Source organism: Leyella lascolaii, from assembly GCF_900079775.1.
GTDB classification, from domain to species: Bacteria; Bacteroidota; Bacteroidia; order Bacteroidales; family Bacteroidaceae; genus Prevotella; species Prevotella lascolaii.
In genome coordinates this window covers 550,522-566,761 of the sequence record NZ_LT556036.1, presented here as the reverse complement: position 1 = coordinate 566,761, position 16,240 = coordinate 550,522, and the positions used below count along the sequence as shown (strand labels likewise).

Sequence of the window (16,240 nt, the reverse complement as noted above, 5' to 3'; positions counted from 1 at the left end):
ATCCATTCACCTTCATCGAAAAATTCCTTGATGTTCTCTTCCTTCAAGTTGTACAGATCAATGAAAGCGAGACCTGTAAAACAACAGAACAGGAACAAGTCACGCACCATGCTCATCTTCTTTCTTGTGATAGGTGTCTCCATCAACAGATGAATCTCTTCTTTGCTCAGAAATTCTCTTGTGGTCTCTTCTTCCTTGTACTCATATCGTCTGAATGGGTCTTTTACAAGCCATTCATTATCTATGGCACGGAATACCATTGCACGGAGATTGCGGACAAACACCATCGCAGAGTTTATCTTCAAGTGCTTGTCGGTTCTGAGAAAAGTCTCGTAGTCTGTGATAAAAGGCAGCGATAACTCTTTCAGAGCAATATCCTTCACATGGTAATGCATCTGCAAGAACTCGCCCACATAGGCACACCCGATTCTATACTTCGTGTATGTACTCAAAGATTTCATGCCAGCCTTATATTGCTTTTCCATTTCATCACGGCTTTGAGAATAGACTTTCATCAGTGTATGGCAACGATACTCCAAGCCAAGAAAGGCGTTCTTCACCTTGTCGGCAGTGACGAAGTTGTCCCTGTCCATAATCTCCTGATAATGCTTACTGATACTCACACGCATCTTGTCCAATTTGCGGTTCACCTCCAAAGCCTGCATACTCTTACCTATCATGCGTCCGCCCTTGGTGTCCCACAAATCAGTACCATCTTTCTTTACTACCTGTCTTTTGAGGTAGAAGATAATTGAAAATGTACTCTTCATAACGTCATTCTTTTTTGCGTTCAAAATTAATACATGAAGAGTCTTTTCTTGCTACGCATTTCACGGCAGAACACGGCAAATTTGGTTCGTAACCAAAAATCTTACGTTACTCATCAGTAACTCACTATAAATCAGAGTGTTCAAATTCAATTCGTAACCTTCCTTATTCTTCCGAACCTTAACATTCCCCATTTGGGGTATAGGTTACGGATAGGTAACGTTCCTCTGTCTCATCTTGTCGTATTCCCGTCTTCGTCTGTCCTCGCTACTTTTAACCAAAATGAGGAAAGTAACTGATAACCAGTAAACTTTCCTCATTCTTCTCTCAAACACTTTTTATATGTACTTTCAGAAGTCAAAAGAGCCCGTTTGGGAACACGGAAAAGCCTTTTCTGCTGATTGAAAAAGCCTTTTTGACATCTCAATCTCGTACAGTAAGACAAGCGGGAAATAGCCAACTGTCTGTATCACACCGTATTACCGTAATATAGATAAAACTGTGTTTTTAAGCCAAAATATAAGTTTGTCTCTAAATTCTTTAGTATTTTAAAGTGTTGGAGAGTGACACTCTCGGTTATAATTATCATATTTTACATATGGCACACATAGTTGTATGTGCAATAACCATGCTGTCAGATATTCTTTCAGAATGAAATATCCTTTACTCTATCTCATCTATGGACACGCCTTCGAAATCAGTCAGAATCTTTTTTATGGTTTCTTCAAAGTGATTTCCTCTTATGCTTATGTCTACATTCATAGAGTAATGCATGCTGTTGTTGTCTGAATAATGCTTTATATGGTATGACTTGACATCCATACCGTCTTTTTTAAGTGTGTCGATTATTCCTCCCACCATGTTTTTGGACAATGGAGCGAATGTCACAGTGATGCGCTTCGACTCGACTCCTCTCACTGCAAAATACAGGACTTCCAGACATATGAGTACAAGTATCATTGTGACTGTGGCAAGAAAATAGAGTCCCGAGCCACATGCAAGACCTATTGCAGAAGTGACCCACAAGCCTGCGGCTGTAGTAAGCCCTCTGACCGCATGTTTCTGAAATATGATTATGCCACCGCCGATGAAACCAATACCCGTAACAACCTGTGAGGCAATTCTTGACGGGTCGATTGAGATATTGCCGACGGTTCCGCCGGTCTGTTCAAAGCCGAACTGAGAAACGACCATGAACAGCGCGCTTCCCAGTGCGACAAGAAAGTGTGTACGGAATCCTGCCTCTTTTGCCCTGTATTCACGCTCTATTCCTATTACTCCACCTATGATGGCTGCAGCCAGTATTCTTATTATGAAATCGTATGACATTGTGAATGTGTATGTGTTGTTATATTATTTTTCATATACAGCATATTGACTTATATGGGCATGAAATGCACCGTGTCTTATGCTCCGTAGGAACAAATGAAGTCTGTGAATCGAATATTTCGCCCAAGACGTCTTTTAGTTTTCCAACGAATTCTCCGGCATATTTGCGTATGTCGTCTATAGGTTCGTCTGCAATAGTCAGCGTCGGGTCGTATCTGTCCTGCATGCTGTGTCTGATGAAGAACAGTGCCGGACTGACAGGTTTGCCGCTTTTCCCATATTCCTCCGATGTGCTTATTATAAGCGAGTAGAGCATCACCTGAAAGAAATAGTCCCCATGCTTGTCTTCAATACTGTCGCTTGAGAAAATCTCATCGAGAGAGTTCGTCTTTTTCAAAGGCTGCCGTCCGGTCTTATAGTCCACAATCCTTATCTTTTCAAGAGCATTTCCGGTGACGTCCATGCGGTCTATTATACCTCCAATCTCTATCTCCCTTTCTCCCCGGCTTGTATTGAAGCAGACTGTATCATATGCAGGCGTCTCCAGTCCGAGAATCTTGAACGGAGTCATTTCGCGGTCAAGTCTCATCAGCTGACGGAGATATCCTATTATCACTTCCCTGTTTATTATCTGCAAACCGTTGTATTCAGGAGCCTTCCGGATATTGTCTGACTTGAACAACTCCTCATTGAAGACTCTGTCGACGACCGATTCGATTATTCTCGGGTCTTTCAGATATCTGTCAATATCGCCGCTTTTTATCAATCCGTCATTTCCAGCCATGTCCTTATATATGTAGAACGCGGCTTTATGGAATATATTGCCGAATATTCTGTTGTCCACAGTGTCCTCATCAGTATTGTCGGGTTCTTTTATCTTTGCCACGTAATTGTAGAAGAACTGAAGCGGACATCTCATGTATTGGTTTACCGCCGACGGTGAAATCCGACGCATGTTGTCAAGCACGTCCATAACGGCAGGACTTTTCTCTATGATGTGCGGCACAGACCTTGCGGAATTACAGCCTGCATGCAGGTTCTCACATATAATGGCATGAGGACTCTCTATCATCAGTTGGAGCATGAAACGGCTCATTTCTCCGCGTCCGTTATCGGTCGAGCTGTTGTATATCATGGTTACATCCGTAGCACGTTGCAAGATGCTATGGAAATAATATGAATATATGGATATCTTATTGTCGATGGTTGTCAGTCCGTAAGCCTTTCTGATGGAGTAGGGAATGAATGACGCATCATTCACACCTTTGGGCATTTTCCCGTCATTGCAAGACAACAGCAGTACGTGGTCGAAATCAAGATTGCGTGTCTCGAGTATTCCCATTATCTGTACACCCACTGCCGGTTCGCCGTGGAATGGTATTGTGGTGGAGTCTATAAGCTGCTTTATCAGTCGTCTAAGTGTTATTACGTCCACTGACAAGTCGCCTGATTCTGTAAGCGATGCCAGTCGGCTTATCACCATATACATCCTAAAGAGCGACTCCTGTATGAGTGCGTCTGATGTGTCTTTGCTGTTAATTCCGGCTATACTTATGATTTCCATGACCCATTTAAGCAGACAAAGATTCGGATGTGCGCCGGGAGAACAGTATTTCCTGTTGTTATTTATGTCGCAGAACAAAGTCTTCAGATTGTCGTCTTCCGAGAGGAGTCTGCCATCAGGATAGTAAATCTTTTGTGTGCTCAATCTGCTTGCAAGTTCTTCCGCCTTGTCGGATATGAAACACATGAACGGATGTCTCAGAACCCTTAAAACCTGTTTTTGATAGAATCTGTCCTCTTTTCGTTTACGTCCGTTGAGCTGCAGCTCAAGAAGGTGCATGACAAATGAGGACACTGGCGAGAGTGACAGCGGATATCCGGTTGTAATGTTTGCCTTTCCAGTTTCAGGAGGCAGGCTGTAGAGTATGCTTTGCAACAGACTTTCGTCACACATGATTATAGCAGTTTTAGAGCCGTCAGCCATTCGTCCGCCATTTCTCAACCAGTCGCTTACATATCGTGCCTGTATTGTCTCGGTTGACGCATTGATGTATTTTATTTTTTTGAATTTACTTAGATTGTCGTATATTTTTGAATCGTTGCAATCCAACTCGTTCGGGAAATATTTAAGATATTGTGATATGTAATGTCCTGCCTCATTGTGTGAGGTTTCACTGTCAGGCATGAAATACTTGTCAAAGTCCCAGTAGAAAAACGCCTTGCCCTGTTTCTTCAACCTGTCAAAAAGCATTTTCTCCACCTTATGCAGCATATTGAATCCCACAAATATATATCTGTCATATTCATATGTCTGCTCCTCGTCAGTCGCGACGCTGCGGTATAGCGCGCCCTCGTAAGCTATGCCCATATCGCGGAGACGTGAGTTGAAGTCGTTGTAAATATTTCCGAAATGCTGCCACAGGCTAAGAAATCTTTTCTTCAGTTCGCTCTGACTGTTGTCATTGAAGTTTATAAAGAACTTTTTCAGGATGTCTTTCTGCTCTTCTGTAAGATATGATATATCGTCGAGTTCGTGTATATTCTTCAGATTGGCGAACACTTTGCCGGCGTCAGCCATATTTTTGTCAATATCATCAAAATCTGAGAGCAGCAGCTGTCCCCATCCGTAGAAATGGTCAAGACTCTCGTTTGTTCCTGAGTATTTGATGAAAGATCTGTGCAGTTCGCATATAAGCTTTATCGGATCGGCTATGGTCAGGGCTGAGTGTTGGCAGAAAAGGTCACTGATGGTTATATATACAGGGCTCCATATAGGCTTGCCGGCTATTCTCATCAGACATTCGTTCATAAAGAGAGATGCTCTTTTGTTGGGGAATACCACAACAGTGCGTGACAAGTCGTAGCCGAACTTGTTTATCATATCTTCAGAAACATATTCCAGAAAACTTTTCATTTTACCTCTACAATTTTGTTTGAATAGACAAACCACAAATATCCCTTAACATTCTTATATCCCATTTGAGAGACAAGCGTAATATACTCTCGGACCTGCCTGTTGTATTCAGGCTTTGGATTTCCGAATTTGAAATCCACGATTATCATTTGTCTGCCGTCGGTCATGACACGGTCGGGACGATGGCTCACTGTAGCATGCTTCTCTTCATCATAAGATAGTATGGTGCATTCGTTGAATAGCTTCCATCTGCCAGAGAACCATTCCGCCACTTGCGGGGAGGAGAGCCTTTGCGTCAGCAGCTTGCGTATTTCGTCAACGGTCATTCCACAATCATAAGTCACGCCCTCGTATTCCATTCGTAGGAGAGCATTGTCAATGTCATCTGCTGTGTTAATTGTCGAAAACAGCTTGTGCAGAACAGAACCGAGTCTGATGTATCGCTTCCGGCTATCATCATCATCTCCTTCGATAAAGTCCCGGCTCTTGTTGCTCTGTCTGAATTCCGCCTTGCAGATATATGTGTCTATGTCTGTCTCTGTCTGTAAGACAGGTTGCATGAATACATTCCGCGAAGATTCCCTGACGTCATTTCTCTTTGGGATACATGTATTTCCGTAATGGAATGTTATGGGGCTCGAGGAATCATCGTCGCATTCGTACGAAGAATCAGGTAAATGTTCTGCTACAGCAGCCAGACTCTTCTCTATGATGAACGAACGTAGTTGCGGGCTATTGCGTTTTCCGATAACAAACAGATTGTCGGATGCTCTTGTGAAAGCGACATATAGCAGATTGAGATTATCAACCGTATTCTGCAGATATTCATTAAGATAATCATTTTCATATATCGTTCCTTTCATCTGCTTTGGACTGTAGTCAATCGGAATTACGGGTAATGTGTTGAAAGGAGCTTCTTGAGGATAGCACCATATTGTGCCCGAATCATTTACCTTCCAGTCACAGAAGGGGATTATGACATTGTCAAACTCAAGTCCTTTACTCTTGTGTATGGTTATAAGCCTTACACCGTCAATCTCGTTTGCCTGTATGGTCTTGTCGTGTATGCTGTTCTCCCATTCTTCTATAAATGCATCGAGATCGGGGGTGTTGTCTTTTATGAAATTGCGTAACAGGTCGTAGAACATACATATATATGCACTTTCCTCATTCAGTTCGTGCAGTCGGAAAGATATGAAAATATGTTCCACTATGTCATAAAGCGATTTGGTAAGCAGATGCGTACGTTGATCCACGAAATCTGCCGGAAGTGATTCTTCATCAGACATATGTGTTCCTGCATATGCGTCATCGGTTATTTCTTTATGTTGTATCTTGTTTCTGTATGCCTTTACAAGATATGCTTTTGCTATGTCATTGTCCGGATTAAGCAGCAGACGCATCGCGTTGATAATGATATTTACGGCTACTGAACTTTCTATCTTGAAGGCATCTTCTGACACAATTTTAATGTAACCGGCATACTGGGAGAAATACTCTGCTATAAGCTGTGCATTTATGTTGGAACGGACAATTATCGCTATACGGTTCTGTGGAACATCTTTGCTTATAAGGTCGTCTATAATTTCCTTGATACGTAACAAAGTCTTTTCCTGATAGTCTTCACGCGGCAACAGTTCCACATCCACAAAACCTTCATCTTTAGTCTTTTCGGGAATCTTCTGAGCTACGTCACTATATGCCCACGCGAGTTGTCGGGCAAGCCTGTCGTCTGCCGATTCGTTATATTGGTTATCGTATTCAATCTTTGCCGCAGTGTTAAAGAATATGTTGTTGAATTCTATAATTCTACGGCTTGAACGGTAATTGGTGTCAAGTGTTTTTATTGACATGCGTCGTTCTGCGTCAGTGAATTGTGACTCGATATTGTTCAATAGCCGCCAGTCTCCGGAACGCCATCTGTATATGCTCTGCTTGACATCTCCTACAATGAGATTCCCTTCCGAACTACGGCTCATGCATTCTTCGAGCAGTATCTTGAAATTGCTCCATTGTATAGTACTTGTATCTTGAAATTCATCTATCATCACATATTCAAGTTGAGTTCCTATTTTCTCAAAAATGAATGGTGAGTCAGAGTCATTTATCAATGAATGCAACAAAAACTGTGTGTCACTTAATAGAAAACGATTGACGTCTGCGTTGAGTTCCTTCACTTTGTTCTCAATACTGTTTAGCAGGCGAAGCTGGTTTATGTGTTGAAGAGTGAGTTCAGCAGACTTATAAGGTTTCCATAAGTCAGAACGCAAACGCTCTGTTTCTACAAGTAAGGGCCACAGTTTGTTGTTTACGACATTTTCAAGCAGGGATTGTCTGCTTTTGTCCTTGCCTCCTTTTTTCAGCCACTTGTCCGGACTGTCGATTACAGACTGAACACGTTTGGTAAGAATGCTGCCATCAAACTGACTTTCCGACAGTTTGATGAAATAGCCGCACGCTCCGGATTTCCCATACGCCAAATCATTGATTTCAATTCCGGACGAGGACATTATCGAGTTGAATCGCTCGCATTGCTCCTTCATCGCATTTTTCATGCGCTGTCTTATTGTCTTCAAGGAATCAATGAAACGGTGCAGTTTTTCTTTATCTTGAAGGACTTCGTTCAGTCTGGAACTGTTTGCTTTATAATAATCACGGAAGATATTCTCTCCGAACTTTTTTATCTTTCCTATTACATTCCAGTTTTTATTGTCCTCTATATTTTCCTTAACGTACGAAAGTATCCACTTAAGCAGTTCGTCTTTCTTATGAAGTTCTTCAATAAGTTTGTCTACAGCATACTGTTCTATCTGATAATCATTCAGTTCCACCCTTAGGTTTGCCGTGAGATCAAGCTCTCTTGCAAGATTGTTTAATACTCCCTGAAAGAAAGAATCTATAGTCTCTATTCTGAAATAACTATAGTCATGGATAATATTATGCAAGGCGATGCCAGCCTGTTTAGAAGCGATTGACTCAGAAATGTCAAGATCTTTCGTTATTCTGTCAATATAGTTTCTGGAATCCGGCAGCAGTTTCCAAATACCATAAAGTTGACTGAGAATACGGATTTTCATTTCTTCGGTAGCCTTGTTGGTGAATGTCACAGCCAGTATTTTCCTGTAACATTGAGGCTGAATTATCAATAGTTTTATGTATTCTATTGATAATGTATATGTCTTTCCGCTACCGGCACTTGCCTTATATACGGTTAGGGAGTGTTTGTCTGTTGGATTATAAGTCATTGGCGTGTGGAACGAAATGCCTCCATATTAGTATAGCGTCGTTTCATAAAACGTTTGTATATGTTACGAAGCCATAATGAATGAGTCAATATGAATATAAGTCCTATTATTAATATAATAATATATGATATGCTATCTTTAAATACAAGTTGCAACATGGAAACCAGAACCAGAGGAAACAGCATGCATATTATGCTTGCCAATATCTGAAAGTGGTTACCTTCTATGTTGCTCCTACCTGTAAACTTTGTATTTAACGGGATTGTCTGTCGGTTGTATACAGCCATCTGAAATATTATGAAATATTGAAATCCGGCAGTAAATATTGTATATGAAACCAACATCAGCATCGACCATTTACCTATTATTACAATTGGAAGCATTAATGAGAACGGAAGCAGGAGAAGCAGTGAGTATAATAGATACTTAGCGTTTAAGAGAGACAAAATATTCTCTCGTCTTGTCATAAGAAAATCGAAATAGTTGCCCTCATTGCCCATTATATTTATAAGCATGGTTGAACCGAAAATGATTAGATTATAAAGACACCAGAAATTTGTCATATATCTGGAGTCATAGACCGATGTGTAGCAAATTATACAGCTGAAAAAAACAACCAAAAGAATGGAGTAAATAAGACCTTTACGAGGTGTCTTATTACGTAATATCGTCTTTATCTCGAGCTGAATATATAAACCTCGTTCTCCGAATTTATCCAAAAACGAGAATGAATTTATTTTATGGCTCGTAGAACTTTCCGACGATGAAATTTCCTTTTTCACATGTGAAAGCTGTATTTTTCTGTTTATCAATACGAGAACAACAAGGATAACCGACGAGAAAATGACTGGTAATATATTGTTGTTCTGTATCAACGTTCCTGACTCTGAATAGAAATACAGCATCCGCTCTATATTACTGTCCTTGCCGATGAACGATGGAGAGAATATCAATGCGTATACAGCAATCGGTATAAGCCAATATGCGACAGTATCACTTAGCAACGTCCGTATAATTAAATACCATTGACTGTTTGCCATTATTAGAATCAATGAGTATAATAAAAAAAGAAACGTTGGAAGCAGTCCGTAGCTGAATACTATTGACATTAAGGCATATGGCAACAAAAGTGCAAACCACACGAAATTACCCAGTGATAGAAGAGACGTGAATATAAAGTTATCTATACAGTCAGAAAGTTTTAATGGCAACAGTGTATAGGGCTTTATTATTTGTGAAGGAGTTTGTTGCATAATAAAGCGGAAAAGGAAATCCAGTATAAGAATATACGGGAACAAGGCGGAAATCAGTTCCAATGATGATATTTCGTTATTATCCTTGTCGTTGACAATGAACGCCAAGCCGACAGCAATCAACATTAAATATATGATAAGTAATGCGAACAACGCGTATATCACATATTTTGCTGTTCTGTTTCTTGTAATGTTAACATTGCGTATTCCGGCATATTTGCGATGACGTCTTAACTCCTTGTATAAATCCCATGTATTCATCAGCGGTTGCGTATATTATCTTAAATCAACTATTTCCGCACTTGGGAAATCCTTAGAACGGAATGTGAAAATGTTGTCAGACTGGTTTTTTGCAGCGAAATTACTGATTGTTATAGATGTCCATTGAGCACCTTGCCGAAGCTTTATCGCTGATGGAATATATGTTTTTTTATTTATTGTAACATATATCTCCTGTATATTTTTGTTTTCACCAGTCATATGTACCACATAGTTTTTATTTTGTGTTTTCATTGAAAGGCTGTATCCGCTACGGTACATGTTTATGAAAGCATATGGATTCATCATTTGTTGTTGTGACAGTGAGGGAGTTGTAATGTTTACCTCATTTGTATTTTTCATATATGTCCACTGTGTTTTCCCGTTAAACCATACTATTGCCTGAGGTGTCCTGACATTATATTTCTTTCCTTTGATGGCAATTGTACCAGCAACAGTACCTGTTTTTGAATTTGACATAGAAAAACTTATGCTCAGACCGCCTTTTCTATTCAATATTCCCGCAGTCTTGTCTAATACCGCGCGGGCTTGTGTGGCATTTTGCGCAAATACACCAGACGCGATGATAATCAGCAATATTAATATACAACTAATCCTTTTCATAATATTTAATTTTTTATTTGTCTTAATAAAACGTTTAACTGATTTACGTCAGAGACAAGAACTTCTCTTGGTTTGCTTCCATGAGCGGCTCCTACAATCCCAGCTTTTTCCAGCTGGTCCATAAGCCTTCCGGCGCGATTATATCCTATGGAGAACCTTCTCTGTATCATGCTTGTACTTCCTTGTTGTGTTGTTACTATATGATTTGCTGCTTCTTCAAAATAAGGATCCAGATTAGATATCTCATTGTTTGAAGAACCGTTAGATGTGCCATCGGCTTTTGTTTCCGGTTCTGGAAGTTCCATGGGTTCTACAGGACCAGGCTGTGACTCTATATATTCATTTATATTTTTGACTTCAGGAGTGTCTACAAACGCGCATTGCACACGTACGGGATTTGGTGTTCTTCCGTCGAGAATCAACATGTCACCACGTCCGACAAGCTGGTTGGCACCGGGTTGGTCAAGAATAGTGCGTGAGTCAATCATTGAAGTGACCTTAAAGGCTATTCGTCCCGGGAAGTTCGCTTTAATCGTTCCGGTTATAATATTTGTGGTAGGGCGCTGTGTGGCAATCACCATATGGATTCCCACGGCACGTGCAAGTTGGGCGATGCGCGCTATCGGCATTTCTATCTCTTTTCCGGCTGTCATGATCAAATCACCGAACTCATCGATAATTACAACTATATAAGGCATGAATTCATGTCCTTTCGTAAGGTCAAGCTCATGATTTACAAACTTATGATTGTACTCTTTTATATTCCTGACCTTTGCCATCTTCAGCATGTCATACCGGTGTTCCATTAGTGTGCACAAGCTGTTCAGTGTGCGTACTACCTTAGAGACATCCGTTATAATAGGCTCTTCGTCATTTTCCGGCAGTGTTGCCATGAAATGGTCGGCAATAGGCGAATACACGCTGAACTCAACCTTTTTAGGATCAATAAGCACAAACTTCAATTCGTTCGGGTGCTTTTTATAAAGCAATGATGTTATTATAGCATTCAGACCGACAGATTTACCTTGACCCGTTGCGCCGGCGACAAGCAGATGTGGTATTTTAGCCAAGTCTACAATAAGCACATCATTTGATATGGTCTTGCCCAATGCAATGGGCAGCTCCATCTTCGCATCTATGAATTTCTTCGAATTAATGATGCTTTCCATTGAAACGATGTTGGCTTTTCGGTTCGGGACTTCGATTCCTATAGTACCTTTCCCTGGGATTGGCGCTATAATCCTTATGCCGAGAGCTGACAAGCTTAGCGCTATATCATCCTCAAGATTTCTGATTTTTGATATGCGCACACCTGGAGCCGGCGTTATCTCATATAGTGTTATTGTAGGACCTACTGTCGCTTTAATTTCACTTATATCAACTCCAAAACTTTTCAGAACCTTAACAATCTGCTCATTGTTGGCTCTTATTTCATCCATGTCAACGAAGGGTTTCCCGTCATTGTCATATTTTTTCAGCAGGTCTATTGTCGGATACTTATATCCTGTAAACGGTTCTTTGGGGTTTATAGGTGTCTTGATTATATCATCATCCTCTATTTTTCTACTATCATCGGGACGTTCCGTTGTCTTTGATATCTCAACAATAAGCCCACTGTCAGGATTATCTGTTTTCTCCTTTTCCGGTTCTTTTGCCTTATTGTTATTGTCGCTGATGTCTTCGGTGAGGTCTATAACAGTGGGTGTGTGTATTTCCGTTTCTTCCGGTGTGTCATCCTTTATAGGAGACACTTCCTGTATAGTTGTATTTGTTTTATCCTCGTATATTGTCTCTGATGATTCTGACGAATCGTGATTTGCATTGTTTATGACAGTAAATTTAATCTTTCTCGTAAGATATCCGACCGGATTGAGAATCTTTCTTACAATATTTATCGTTTCCGAACTCAAATATGTCAGAAACGCAATTGCCACAAATATGAGCACGGCAGTAAGTCCCGGCGCACCTATGACATTCTCCATGGTCTGTACGCAGAACAGTCCATGATTTCCTCCAGGATTGAATATATAGTTTTCCATAAACGGTGCCAAAAACTTAGCGAACGAAACGGATGTCCATATCATCACTATCGCAAGGCACATGAACCACTTCCAAAGATTGATTGTACAGATTTTCATCATCTTCAGTCCGACTATTATCAGAAATACCGGTATGATAAATGCCGGAAGACCAAAGTTCACCGTTATTAATGTGTAGGCTATGATACTTCCGATACTACCGCAGTAGTTTTTGAAAGTCCTGTTTGTATTCAGCCATTCTCCCGGTCTTAAATCTTCAAGTATGCTTTGGTCTGCCTGACCTGTATTCAGGAAAGAAACCATTGCGATGATGATATAAGTCGCGATGATTAATATTATAAGTCCCAGTAAGAAGTCTGTTTTTTCACTGTTGAATATATTCTGAAAGCCTACAGCCTCCATTATGTTTTTCGGTTTGCGCTCGGATTTCTTCTTGACCATTTCTTCGTTCTCTTATTTATGTGCAAAAATAGCGTAAAAAAGTTGGAAACAGCCATAAATTCGTAACTTTTTTCTAATTTTGCAAATTGTTTTAAATGCAGACAATGAAGACTATCTACAACAGATTAGACAAAGAATACATCAAGGATTTGCCGTTAGTGAGCTTTCCCGGAAAGATTATAACCGTGAACAGTGAGCGTGAAGCGGACAAGGCTGTACCTTTTTTGTTGTCTAAAGATATTTTGGGTGTTGATACGGAAACAAGGCCTTCATTTAAAAAAGGGCAACAACACAAGGTCTCATTATTACAGGTTGCGACAGAAGACATTTGTTTCCTGTTCCGCCTGAATTACATCGGAATGGTAACATCGGTAATATCATTGCTAAGCAACACCAAGGTTCCAATGGTAGGATTGTCCTGGCATGACGATCTTGCCGCACTGCAAAAACGAATGGAATTCAAACCGGGACTGTTCATAGACATACAGGATATAATAGGAGATATAGGCATTGAGGACAAAAGCCTGCAAAAACTGTACGCCAACATCTTCAAACAAAAGATTAGTAAAAGACAGCGACTGACAAACTGGGATGCAGATGTGCTGAGCGACAAACAGATGAGCTATGCCGCAACAGACGCCTGGGCATGCGTAAGGTTATATAAGGAAATTCTAAAACTGAAAGAGACCGGCGATTATTCTTTGATTATAAAGGACGATATAAATAATTCTATTGCAAATGTATAAATCAGTATACTTAAAACGTGGGAAAGAGGACAGTCTTAAAAGATTTCACCCATGGATATTTTCCGGTGCAATTAATTCTATGGATGAAAACATAGAAGACGGAGACATCGTACGAGTTTTTACCAATGACAATGCATTCATTGCAACCGGTTTTTTCCAGATAGGGTCAATAGCCGTGAGGGTGCTTTCTTTCTCAGACATCGAGATTAATGATGAATTCTGGTACAGACGCCTGTCTGCCGCATACTCCATGAGAAAAGCCCTTGGAATAATCAACGAGGACTATAACACCACGTTCAGGCTGTTTCATGGTGAGGGAGACTATATTCCGGGGCTTATAGTAGACTGTTACGGCGACACCGCCGTTATGCAGGCTCACAATGTAGGGATCCATGTATTCAGGCACGACATATGCAAAGCTATCGTCGCAGTTACAGGCGGAAGAATAAAGAATGTGTACTACAAGAGTGAGACAACCCTGCCATATAAAGCTGAAATAGACAGCAGCAACGGTTTCATATATGGCAGTATGAATACTGACGTGACAATTGAAAACGGGCTCAAGTTCCACGTTGACTGGCTGAAAGGTCAGAAAACAGGTTTTTTTGTGGACCAGCGCGAGAACCGCAAACTGCTTGAGATGTATTCGAGGGACAAAAACGTGCTGAATATGTTCTGTTACACGGGAGGCTTTTCCGTGTATGCCATGCGTGGAGGCGCAAAAACAGTGCATTCCGTTGACAGCAGTTCAAAAGCCATAGAACTGACAAACCAGAATGTCGCATTGAATTTCCCTGACGACAAACGCCACACGGCATTCTGCGAAGACGCATTCAAATATCTTGACCATAACTGTCAGGAACAATACGACCTTGTAATATTGGATCCGCCGGCTTTTGCGAAGCACCGTAATGCGATACACAATGCATTAAAAGGATATACCAGACTGAACCAGAAAGGTCTTCAACACATAAAATCGGGAGGAATACTGTTCACATTCAGTTGCTCACAGATAATAACAAAGGACAATTTCAGGAACGCTGTGTTTACTGCGGCGGTTCAGGCAAACCGCAAGGTGAGGATTCTTCACCAGTTGCACCAGCCGTCCGATCACCCGATAAACATATATCATCCGGAAGGAGAATATTTGAAAGGACTGGTTTTATATGTCGAATGAGAATATAGAAAACCGTTTTACTGAGTCTGTAACAAGTTTTTCCATAAGAAACGGCTTGTTCAAGACAGATTGTAAATATCTTGTTGCACTCTCCGGCGGGGCTGACAGTGTGGCTCTTTTATTGGTGATGAAAAAGATGGGGATTGATACGGAAGCTGTCACATGCAATTTCCATCTGCGCGGGAAAGAGTCTGACAGAGATGAGAATTTCTGTGTCGCATTATGCGAAAGACTGGGCATAAAGCTTCATCGCTGCCATTTTGACACCCGTTCGTATGTGGAAGCCAGAAAAATAAGCATCGAAATGGCTGCGAGGGAGTTGAGATACCGGTATTTTGAGCAGCTCAGACAAGACATTGGTGCGGAGGCGATATGTGTGGCACACCATCAGGATGACAGCATAGAAACGTTATTGATGAATCTTATACGTGGCACGGGGATAAACGGACTTAAAGGAATACAGCCGATTAACGGGCACATAATACGTCCGTTATTGTGTGTTGGCAGAAAAGACATTGAGGATTATCTTAATTCGCTTGGTCAGGATTATGTCACAGACAGCACCAATCTTGTTGATGATGTTATGCGGAATAAAATCAGACTGAATGTCATTCCGTTATTAGAGACCATCAATCCTAATGTAAGAAAAAATATATTCAGCACCTCTCTTAACATATCTGAATCAATAAAAGTATTTGATTCTTCAATCAGCCGGTCAGTAACTGAGGCTTTCAATGCAGGAAAGATAGATATATCCAAGCTGAAATCACAGCCATCTCCGGAGTACGCTCTGTTTCACATCCTTAGGAAATACAATTTCAGCCCGGCTGTCATAAGACAAATCTTTGAGCATATGGAAGGTTCCAGCGGAAGGAGATGGTACTCCGAGGATTATGAATTGCTTTCGGACAGGGGTTATTTGCTTATAAGAAAGCGTAACAAGTCGTTCACCATGAGACACATGAAAGTAATTGAACCAGGTGTATATGTGTATGGTGAAAACTTAAAGTTTACATTTATTCAAGAAATTAAAGATGCTGATTATAAGATAGATAAGTCGTCAGACTGTGCTTGTCTGGATGCCGGAAAGATAGAGTTCCCGCTGACAATACGACCACTCCAGAATGGCGACAGATTCTGTCCATTAGGAATGAGAGGGTCGAAACTTATAAGCGATTACATGACCGACATCAAGAGAAGCGGTTTCGAGAAGGAAGAGCAACTCGTCATTACAAACGCAAACGGAGAAATCATGTGGCTCGTAAACGAACGTCCGGACAACCGATATAAAGTGACGGACAAAACAAATATGATATTGAAGATTGTCCTGAAAAATCATTAAAGTCTTTATTCCATTTATTCGACATTGGCTGAATTTGTAGTGCGTACTGTTGTTTTTGACAGTCTGTATGTCGGATGCATCTTTGAATATATATGCGGAAA

10 protein-coding genes are annotated in these 16,240 nt (G+C 40.8%); 3 read left to right on the top strand and 7 right to left on the bottom strand.

Annotated elements, in window-relative coordinates; genetic code table 11:
• From BN4609_RS05660 to BN4609_RS05630, 7 genes are all read right to left on the bottom strand, one after another.
• Positions 1–770, bottom strand: a 770-nt coding sequence (locus tag BN4609_RS05660; RefSeq protein WP_164071581.1) for a site-specific integrase, incomplete at its 3' end; no start/stop codon positions are given.
• Between the two features lie 661 nt (positions 771–1,431).
• The gene (locus tag BN4609_RS05655) at positions 1,432–2,097 is read right to left on the bottom strand and encodes an MgtC/SapB family protein (protein ID WP_021992939.1); all 666 of its coding nucleotides are present in this window, start codon (positions 2,095–2,097) and stop codon (positions 1,432–1,434) included.
• Positions 2,098–2,128: 31 nt separating this feature from the next.
• On the bottom strand, positions 2,129–5,014 hold the full coding sequence (locus BN4609_RS05650) for a PD-(D/E)XK nuclease family protein (RefSeq protein ID WP_068855614.1): 2,886 nt from the start codon (positions 5,012–5,014) through the stop codon (positions 2,129–2,131).
• Positions 5,011–8,259 carry a UvrD-helicase domain-containing protein gene (locus BN4609_RS05645; protein WP_068855613.1) on the bottom strand — a complete coding sequence of 1,083 codons (3,249 nt, stop codon included), beginning with the start codon at positions 8,257–8,259 and terminating at the stop codon, positions 5,011–5,013. Before BN4609_RS05645 ends, BN4609_RS05650 begins: the two co-directional genes overlap by 4 nt.
• Positions 8,256–9,773 carry a DUF5687 family protein gene (locus BN4609_RS16930; protein ID WP_068855612.1) on the bottom strand — a complete coding sequence of 506 codons (1,518 nt, stop codon included), beginning with the start codon at positions 9,771–9,773 and terminating at the stop codon, positions 8,256–8,258. The genes BN4609_RS05645 and BN4609_RS16930 overlap by 4 nt, the downstream gene beginning before the upstream one ends.
• Positions 9,774–9,788: 15 nt before the next feature.
• A complete protein-coding gene (gene lolA1, locus BN4609_RS05635) occupies positions 9,789–10,394 on the bottom strand; it encodes an outer membrane lipoprotein periplasmic chaperone LolA1 (protein WP_068855611.1) in 606 nt (201 codons plus the stop codon).
• Between the two features lie 5 nt (positions 10,395–10,399).
• Complete coding sequence (locus BN4609_RS05630) at positions 10,400–12,874, bottom strand: FtsK/SpoIIIE family DNA translocase (protein WP_068855610.1); 2,475 nt, start codon at positions 12,872–12,874, stop codon at positions 10,400–10,402.
• Positions 12,875–12,978: 104 nt separating this feature from the next.
• On the opposite strand from BN4609_RS05630, the gene BN4609_RS05625 reads away from it, so the two are divergent.
• The 3 genes from BN4609_RS05625 to tilS are packed head-to-tail and all read left to right on the top strand — an operon-like array spanning position 12,979 to position 16,139.
• Entirely contained in the window at positions 12,979–13,620 is a 642-nt protein-coding gene (locus BN4609_RS05625) for a 3'-5' exonuclease (RefSeq protein WP_068855661.1), read from the top strand.
• Positions 13,613–14,797, top strand: a complete 1,185-nt coding sequence (locus tag BN4609_RS05620; protein WP_021994015.1) for a class I SAM-dependent rRNA methyltransferase — start codon at positions 13,613–13,615, stop codon at positions 14,795–14,797. Before BN4609_RS05625 ends, BN4609_RS05620 begins: the two co-directional genes overlap by 8 nt.
• A complete protein-coding gene (gene tilS / locus BN4609_RS05615) occupies positions 14,787–16,139 on the top strand; it encodes a tRNA lysidine(34) synthetase TilS (RefSeq protein WP_068855609.1) in 1,353 nt (450 codons plus the stop codon). Before BN4609_RS05620 ends, tilS begins: the two co-directional genes overlap by 11 nt.
• Positions 16,140–16,240: the final 101 nt, after the last annotated feature.

Excerpts from the sequence above, each read along its gene's own strand:
- BN4609_RS05620 (WP_021994015.1), top strand. The coding sequence starts at position 13,613 with ATGTATAAATCAGTATACTTAAAACGTGGGAAAGAGGACAGTCTTAAA.
- BN4609_RS05630 (WP_068855610.1), bottom strand. The coding sequence starts at position 12,874 with ATGGTCAAGAAGAAATCCGAGCGCAAACCGAAAAACATAATGGAGGCT.
- BN4609_RS05645 (WP_068855613.1), bottom strand. The coding sequence starts at position 8,259 with ATGACTTATAATCCAACAGACAAACACTCCCTAACCGTATATAAGGCA.
- tilS (WP_068855609.1), top strand. The coding sequence starts at position 14,787 with ATGTCGAATGAGAATATAGAAAACCGTTTTACTGAGTCTGTAACAAGT.
- BN4609_RS05650 (WP_068855614.1), bottom strand. The coding sequence starts at position 5,014 with ATGAAAAGTTTTCTGGAATATGTTTCTGAAGATATGATAAACAAGTTC.
- BN4609_RS05625 (WP_068855661.1), top strand. The coding sequence starts at position 12,979 with ATGAAGACTATCTACAACAGATTAGACAAAGAATACATCAAGGATTTG.
- BN4609_RS05655 (WP_021992939.1), bottom strand. The coding sequence starts at position 2,097 with ATGTCATACGATTTCATAATAAGAATACTGGCTGCAGCCATCATAGGT.
- lolA1 (WP_068855611.1), bottom strand. The coding sequence starts at position 10,394 with ATGAAAAGGATTAGTTGTATATTAATATTGCTGATTATCATCGCGTCT.
- BN4609_RS16930 (WP_068855612.1), bottom strand. The coding sequence starts at position 9,773 with ATGAATACATGGGATTTATACAAGGAGTTAAGACGTCATCGCAAATAT.